Below are 8,042 nucleotides of genomic sequence, written 5' to 3' on the forward strand. Positions count from 1 at the left end.
TTAACTAGAAATAAAATAAACAGTATTCTTAAGGACAACCTCATGATTTTGAATTGATATTATATAACTTATGAGGGGGAATACCTTTTAATACTTATAAAGGTATTTTACTTCATCTATTAATAAATATCCAAAATCTTAAAATCGACAAAACATATCTAAAAACCGACAAAATGTACCGTATGTAAGAACCTACTTACCACATAGTTTAACGGTGGTAATTTTTAAATCTATATTAGCTAACTTGCAAATCAATTTTAAGAATATAATTAAATTTAAAACTTTCTGAAATTCTAAATTCTTAAAATTTATACGAATAATAAGAAATTGATATATAAGTAAATGTTCCATATATTTTCTAAAAAGAAATTTTTGGCTGACCATTTAAATGGTTTCATAGATATTCACAACCATATTTTACCAGGCATTGACGATGGTTCACCTGACGTGGAAACTTCTTTAAATTTACTAAGGGGATTTTCAGAATTTGGAACAACAAGTTTTATTTGTACACCACACATCATGGAAAATTATTATCCCAATACCATTTCCAGTATCCATAGTTCATTAACCATTTTAAACAATGCCCTAAAAATAAATGACATGGGCAATATTTCCATTAAGGCCGCGGCTGAACATATGATTGATGCCAATTTTGAAGATTTGTTGGCATTGAACCAAACCATGCCATTAAACAAAGATCATTTATTAGTTGAGATGTCTTACTTACAGGCGAGTATTAATTTTGAATCTGCAATTAACAAAGCTAAAAACAAGCAGTACTTTGTAGTATTGGCACATCCAGAACGTTATGTTTATCTACATAGTAATTTTAAGAATTATGAAAATTTCAAAAAAATGGGAATTCGTTTTCAACTTAATATCCTATCCGTTGGTGGATACTATGGTAAAAAAATTCAAAAAATAGCATTAAAGCTTCTAGAAGAGGGCCTATTCGACTTTGTTGGTACAGATGTCCATAATATGAAACATCTTAGTTACTTAAAAAACCATATAGCTTTGGACAACAAAACCATTAATAAAATTATTAATTTAATAATTAATACCAATGAAACTTTTGAACAAAGCTAAATGCTTTTTAAAAATAGAAATAATGTTAGCAGGCAATTTTAGTTATTAAAAAATTGATACCATTTTTTCTCTGCCACACCATAATACCCATAACCATATTTTCCGCCATAACCTAGGTCAGAATTCTTCACGCTATTAACAACAAAGGCCAGATTTTTTAACTTGCCTTCTTCTTTAAGCTTCAATGGATACTCTAAAACTTTTTTCTCTGTACTATCCGCTTTTACAACATATAAAATTTGATCTGCAAATTCACTGATCAACAAAGTATCTGTAACAGCTAACATCGGTGCAGTATCTAGGATAATATAATCATACAAATCCTTAACTTCTTCAATTAGTTCAGACATTCTACTACTCATTAATAATTCAGTAGGATTTGGTGGTATTTTACCAGAGTAGACAACATCCAATGAATTTTTATTTAATTCCTGTTTGATGATAATATCTTTCAATTGTATTGTTTTATCATGAAGATATTCTGTTAGGCCAATCCCAACATTTCTCTTTTCGTTTGAACCAGAAATAGATTTGTTACCATTATAAAAAGTATATAATTTGGGATTTCTAATATCAGCACCAATCAACAAGATTCGTTTACCTGTATTTGCCAGGATCATGGTTAGATTAGATGATACAAATGTTTTTCCTTCACCAGGGACACTTGAAGTTACCATTATCACATTTCTATTGGTCATATCACCCTTAGATTTTAATAAATAATCCAAGTTCGTCCTCAAGATTCGTAGTGATTCACCTAACACAGACCTGTCATTTAATCCTACCATTTTGGGTTGACTTTTAGACAATCTAGGTATTTCGGCAAGAACAGGAATGTTCTTAATTAATTTTTCTAAACTTATCTTATTATGGACTTTACTATCCATTATACCATGCAGATAAATTACAGAAAATGGCACTAAAAATCCAAATATCATTGAAGCCAAGAAGATAATGGGCTTCTTAGGGGAAACTGGAAAACTAGAGGGGTTATATGCGTAATCTATAACCTTAGATTTGGGTGAAGCAGAAGCAAAAGTTATTTGAGACTCTTCACGTTTCTGAAGTAAATATAGATACAGTTGTTCTGTAGTTTGTTGTTGACGGGTTATATCCCTAAGTGCTCTTTCATTTTTAGGTGCCGAATAAATTCGCGAGTTCATTACTGACATTTGGCTACTCAGGTTATTTACCTGTAGGTTTAAGCTATTTGTCATTCCATCCAAACTTGATTGCATACTACTTTTTAGACCATCGATCTGCTGATCAAGGTTAACAATAATAGGGTTTTTTTCATTTGAACTTTTTAATAACCGTTTACGCTCTAACACCAATTGGTTATACTTTGCCGTTGTACTGGCAATAGAAGCATCTGCAAGTCCTATATTAGAAGGTAACACCTCATAATTATCCTGTTGATCAACATAGTCTTTCATTGAATTGGCAATTTCCAACTGGGTAGCCATTTTTTGCAGCTCTTGCTGGTTTGCCGCCCCAATATTCAAGTTAAGATTAGCTTGAGAAGCAATATCCGTAAGTCCGCGTTCTGTTTTAAAATCCTGTGCAGATTGATCTACCGTAGATAAGTTATTATAAATGCTCGCAATCCTGTCATTAATAAAGCTAGAGGTATTATCTGCAATTGACTTCTTATCATCAATGGCGTTAGTATTATATACATAAATAAGCCTATCCAAAATGTTTCTGGCCGCTATGGGACTGGCATCATCAAGACTCAAATTAAGGATATTTGAATATTCCTTTGATTGAGTAATTACCGTACCCTTTTTGTAGACTTGAGCTACTGCGGTTACGGGAGATAAGGCTATTTTATATTGGTTGCCTCGTCCCCTTCCCCTTATATCATTATCCGAATTAGGCAATAGAACAATATCCCCAACTGCCTTAGTTGGTATTTTATTACCAAATGAGTAGGTTTTAAATTCCGGTTCTTCCTCTCCTAATACAATCTCTTTAAATCCGAATGAATTTTCAGAATTTAAATCAACAATAAAGGTTGCTGAGGATCGATAAATTAAAGAGTCCGACGCAAAGTAATTCACCCTAAAAGGATGGTCTTCATAAATTTGTGAGTCCTTAATATTTCCTAATTGAATAATTTTTTGATTTAGTTTTAGATCAATAACTACATCAATAAAATTAGATCTTGAGTTAAGAATTTCAATTTCATCCTCAACTTTATTTTTTCCCGCACCAAGAAAATCCAAGTCCTTGAACAGGTTTAACTGTGGCGATGAATTTTGCTCTTCTATAATCTGAATTTTTGCAGTGGCCGAATATTTGGGCACAGAATATCTAATAAAAAGATATCCTAAAACCATTGCTATAAAAATACATAGTGCAAACCATATCCAATGCTTTGTATAGGACTGTATAATTGCCTTTAAATCAAAATCATTTGAATTAGAAGTCATATTTGTATTTGAATTCATTTACAAGTATTAAAATTAAACTAGTTTCTTGTTAGAAGAATGACGGTAGAAGTGATGAGTACAGATGCTATAGATATGGCAATATTGGCCCTACTATCCAACGATGAAGCAGTAACGGCAGATTGGTTAGGCTCTACATAAACCACATCGTTCTGAGTTAGATAATACACTGGAGATTTTGTAGCCTTCTTACTTGTTAAGTCTATTCTATAGTATACTTTTGTTCCATCAAAATCCCTAATGACCAAAATATTATTTCTTTGCCCCTTTATGGTAAGGTCACTTGCCAATCCCAAAGCTTCCATAATCGTAATTTCCTCACCGTTTATTTGATACGTACCTGGTCTATTTACCTCTCCCAATATAGTAACTGTAAAATTTTGAAGACGAATATTTATTATCGGATTTTTAAGATAGTCGGATAAACGCTCCCTTAATAAAACACGTAATTCTTCTGGAGACAAGCCAGATATCTTAAGTTTACCAATTACCGGAAAATCTATTTCACCTGCTTGGTCCACTAAATAATCTACTTGTTGCACTGTACCACTAAAACCCTCATTAGTACCTTGATTAGGTGCCCTGTATAAATTAAACGGTGCACTGGCTTCTGGGTTTAATGTTGATATGTGAATACTAACCACATCATCAACCTTAAATTTAGGAATAAAGGAATCATTATCTACAATGGTTTCAAATGAACCAACATCTTGAAAATAAACAACATCCTTTTTAGAACCACATGAGGACAGGATACCAAAAAAGGCCAATAGCAAAAGTGGTTTGAAAGTTTTAGATAATTTTTTGAACATGGTTAGGGTTTTAATAATTAAAATTTATTGTAGGACTTTAGGATTTGGGTCATTAAGTCGGATCACATTTGATTTATCCAAAGAGCAAAGTTCTGAATTATTAGAGATAAATTCGGGAACAATCTGCTTCATCAACATTACGGTATTTTCATTAAAAAAGATATTGGATATACATAGCTCATCTATCATACTACGTACTTTGGCATAATCTACATCCCTTACCTTACTGATCATAATTTTTTTATGATAGGTAGGTAAAGTGCTCTCCCCATTAGCCAATAATTCTTCATATAATTTTTCTCCTGGCCTTAGACCTGTAATTTTTATGTCTATATCATCAGGATATTTTAATCCCGATAAATGAATCATATTTTTTGCAAGATCATAAATCTTAACAGACTCACCCATATCAAATATAAAAATCTCACCTCCTTTTCCCATTGAAGCAGCTTCCAATACCAATTGTGAAGCTTCTGGAATGGTCATAAAATACCTTGTAATATCTTTATGGGTTACCGTCAAAGGACCTCCATGATCTATTTGCTTTTTAAACAACGGAATAACAGAACCATTTGACCCAAGTACATTTCCAAAACGCGTGGTTATAAATTTAGTCCTATGCTCTTGGGACATACAGCTAATGTACATTTCTGCAATTCGTTTTGTTGCTCCCATAATATTGGTAGGATTCACAGCCTTGTCTGTTGATACAAAAACGAACTTATCCACATCATATTGCAAAGAAAGGTCTACTATTGCTTTTGTACCGGCTACATTGACCTTTATTGCCTCATATGAATTATATTCCATTAACGGTACATGCTTATAGGCCGCTGCATGGAAAACCATGTTTGGTTGATATTCCTGAAAAAAGAAATTCATCCTATTTTTGTCCCTAATATCCGCAACAATTGGAATAAAATTATGAAATCCGTTTCGTTTCAGTTCTTGTTGCAGATCGTATAGAGCTGATTCCGCTTGGTCAATAACAATTAAGGATTTATAATTGTAATTGGCTATTTGCCTAACTATTTCACTACCTATGGAACCTGCCCCTCCCGTAACCATTATCACTTGACCATCAAGTTCTTTGCTAACATTGTTCTTTTTCAATTCAATAGGTACTCTGTTTAATAGATCCTCTATTTGCACTTGTTTAATTTGGGATATATTAAGTTCCCCATTTATCCAACTATCAATATGTGGTACAATTTTGACCTGGACAGGAAAATTGGCCAAGTTTTCAACCAATATTCTTAAATTATTTGAATTAATGTTACTTATGGAAACAATAATCTCTGAGATGCTCCTAGAGGTAAAAAAAACATTGCTCAACGAAGCACGCATAAAAACAGGAATACCATTGATATGCTTACCCTGTTTTTTGGTATCATCGTCTATATACCCAATAACCCTTGTATCACTACCTGCATGATTTGTTAAGGCATTATAGGTTAATATACCGGATTCACCAGCACCGTATATCATTACATTTTTAACAATCTTGAAGTTTTTGATCAATTTGTAATAGCAAGATTTAAATACATATCTAGAAATGGTCAAACCAATAAATCCTATAAGGCTATGGATAATTATTATTGATAAGGGAATGGTAAAATCATCAATAAATTCAAATTGTCTATTTAGAAGCACAAAAAAGATGGTAATGATACTAGACAGACAGATGGCATTAAATATATTATAGACATCCCTCACACCTGTGTGTCTAACCACACCTTTATAAGAATTAGTTGCCAAAAATGAAATTGCTGCAATAACCACAATACAAGGTAGCTGCACTAGTAATTTTTCCTTATCAAAACTAAAGGTCAGGTTAAACCTAACCAGATAGGATAGCGTAAATGAAAAACTGACTATCAATAAATCAATAGCAAACACAAGCCATTTAGAAGCATATTTTTGTGCGTTGTTGGTTAAGTAGTTTTTAATCATTTTTTAATACGTTTACTATAACTTCCAAAATTCTGGATCTATCATCATCGGTTAAACTAGACCCACTGGGTAAGCATAATCCTTTTTCGAACAATGTTGACGAAACACCATTTAATTGATTTGGGTATTTTTTAAATATGGGTTGTTCATGCAGAGGTTTCCATAACGGCCTTGATTCAATCTCTTCTTCCAACATGGCTAAACGTAATTGTTCTCGTTGCTTATAAGAACCGGTAACCATAGTGGTTAACCATCTGTTAGAGTAAAACCCTTTGGGCTCCTCTAAAAATGATATTTGTTCAAATTGGTCTAAATGATTTTTATAAAAATCAAAATTAGCCCTTCTTGCGGCTACACGATCATCCAAGACCTCCAACTGTCCTCTTCCTATCCCCGCCAAAACATTGCTCATTCTATAATTATACCCTACATGCGAATGTTGATAATGTGGTGCATCATCCCTTGCCTGTGTTGCCAAGAAAACTGCTTTCTCCTTTATATCCTTATCTTTCGACAGCAATGCACCCCCACCAGAGGTGGTTATAATTTTATTGCCATTAAAGGATACAATCCCAATATGGGCTAAATTACCACATTTTTGACCATTATATGTGCTTCCTAAGGCTTCGGCACTATCCTCAACAACAGGAATGCCATATTTCTGGGCAATCCCATTTATTTCATTGGCCTTATATGGCATGCCATATAAATGCACGGCAACAATGGCCTTTGGCTTTTTCCCTTCCTTAATACGTGATTCGATAGCCTTTTCCAATAGCGTTGGACACATATTCCAAGTATCTTTTTCGCTATCCACAAATACGGGTGTTGCCCTCAAATATAAGATGGGATTGGCAGAAGCCGAAAACGTAAAGCTTTGACATATCACCTCATCCCCTAAACCAACATCCAATATTTTCAATGCCAAATGCAAACCGGCAGTACCAGAACTTAACATGGCAACCTGGGCATCATTTCCCACATAGGATGAAAGGCTTTCTTCAAACAAAGTAACGTTAGGACCCAAAGGAGCAATCCAATTGGTAGCAAAAGCCTCGGCAACATACTTTTGCTCGTTACTTCCCAAGTGGGGTGGAGAAAGATATATTTTATTGTTTTTACTCAAAGCTAGGTTTTATTAAGATTTCGGAATTCAAAAATAGAAATACCATGGTTCAACAACATAAAAAATCTTCTAATTTCGTTAAAGGAAGTAAAATCTCGGTCATCTACATTTTTTTTGTTTTTTAACCCCTTTCCAATCCCGAATTTTTAGTTAAAACATCAATAAAACACAGTACCAATAGCTTTTACATTCTTTGTGTGAAAAATGGCACATTAATAGCTATTGAAATCCTCCAACCCACAAATACCTCGCAAAAGTAAACCTATTTTCTTAAGGTTTGATTAAGAACTATAAATTGTTGATAACCAATTCCTTTTTGTTAAAAAATAGTGGTTAATACTTCAGTTAAGCCATGTAAATACAAGGTAATTTTGTGTTTTATAATTAGCTTAAAAAAAATTGATATAACCAGGACTTACTTGTTAAAAAAGCACCCCTACAGCATAGTCGCCTAGTTGAACGATTAATTATTTGATTTCATCGTAATATTTGATGCATTCATACTCCTAATAGTACATTTGATAGTTAGAATATTTATTGCCCCAAAATGAAAAAGAAAATTACACTCAGACTTTCCCCTGCGCTTATTTTAATGTTGTTATTGGG

The 8,042-nt window shown here is 33.1% G+C and carries 5 protein-coding genes; 1 reads left to right on the top strand and 4 read right to left on the bottom strand.

The features are described from left to right. Window positions 1-372 precede the first annotated feature (372 nt). Entirely contained in the window at window positions 373-1,092 is a 720-nt protein-coding gene (locus ACOCEA_RS17770) for a tyrosine-protein phosphatase (protein ID WP_420757624.1), read from the top strand. A 38-nt stretch (window positions 1,093-1,130) separates the two neighbouring features. On the opposite strand, the gene ACOCEA_RS17775 is transcribed toward ACOCEA_RS17770, so the two are convergent. The 4 genes from ACOCEA_RS17775 to ACOCEA_RS17790 are packed head-to-tail and all read right to left on the bottom strand — an operon-like array spanning window position 1,131 to window position 7,436. Continuing rightward, window positions 1,131-3,545 (bottom strand): GumC family protein, encoded by a 2,415-nt coding sequence (locus ACOCEA_RS17775; protein ID WP_420757625.1) that lies wholly within the window; start codon window positions 3,543-3,545, stop codon window positions 1,131-1,133. Window positions 3,546-3,565: 20 nt separating this feature from the next. Next, entirely contained in the window at window positions 3,566-4,357 is a 792-nt protein-coding gene (locus tag ACOCEA_RS17780; RefSeq protein ID WP_420757626.1) for a polysaccharide biosynthesis/export family protein, read from the bottom strand. 24 nt (window positions 4,358-4,381) lie between these two features. Next, window positions 4,382-6,310 (bottom strand): polysaccharide biosynthesis protein, encoded by a 1,929-nt coding sequence (locus ACOCEA_RS17785; protein WP_420757627.1) that lies wholly within the window; start codon window positions 6,308-6,310, stop codon window positions 4,382-4,384. Beyond that, window positions 6,303-7,436, bottom strand: coding sequence for a DegT/DnrJ/EryC1/StrS family aminotransferase (locus ACOCEA_RS17790; RefSeq protein WP_420757628.1), 1,134 nt, complete (start codon window positions 7,434-7,436; stop codon window positions 6,303-6,305). The genes ACOCEA_RS17785 and ACOCEA_RS17790 overlap by 8 nt, the downstream gene beginning before the upstream one ends. Window positions 7,437-8,042: the final 606 nt, after the last annotated feature.

Origin of the sequence: Maribacter luteocoastalis (assembly GCF_048890225.1) — a bacterium.
In the GTDB taxonomy this organism is placed as follows: domain Bacteria; phylum Bacteroidota; class Bacteroidia; order Flavobacteriales; family Flavobacteriaceae; genus Maribacter; species Maribacter luteocoastalis.

Bases quoted from the DNA above. Each gene is read 5' to 3' on its own strand.
- ACOCEA_RS17780 (WP_420757626.1), bottom strand. From the start codon at position 4,357: ATGTTCAAAAAATTATCTAAAACTTTCAAACCACTTTTGCTATTGGCC.
- ACOCEA_RS17785 (WP_420757627.1), bottom strand. From the start codon at position 6,310: ATGATTAAAAACTACTTAACCAACAACGCACAAAAATATGCTTCTAAA.
- ACOCEA_RS17775 (WP_420757625.1), bottom strand. From the start codon at position 3,545: ATGAATTCAAATACAAATATGACTTCTAATTCAAATGATTTTGATTTA.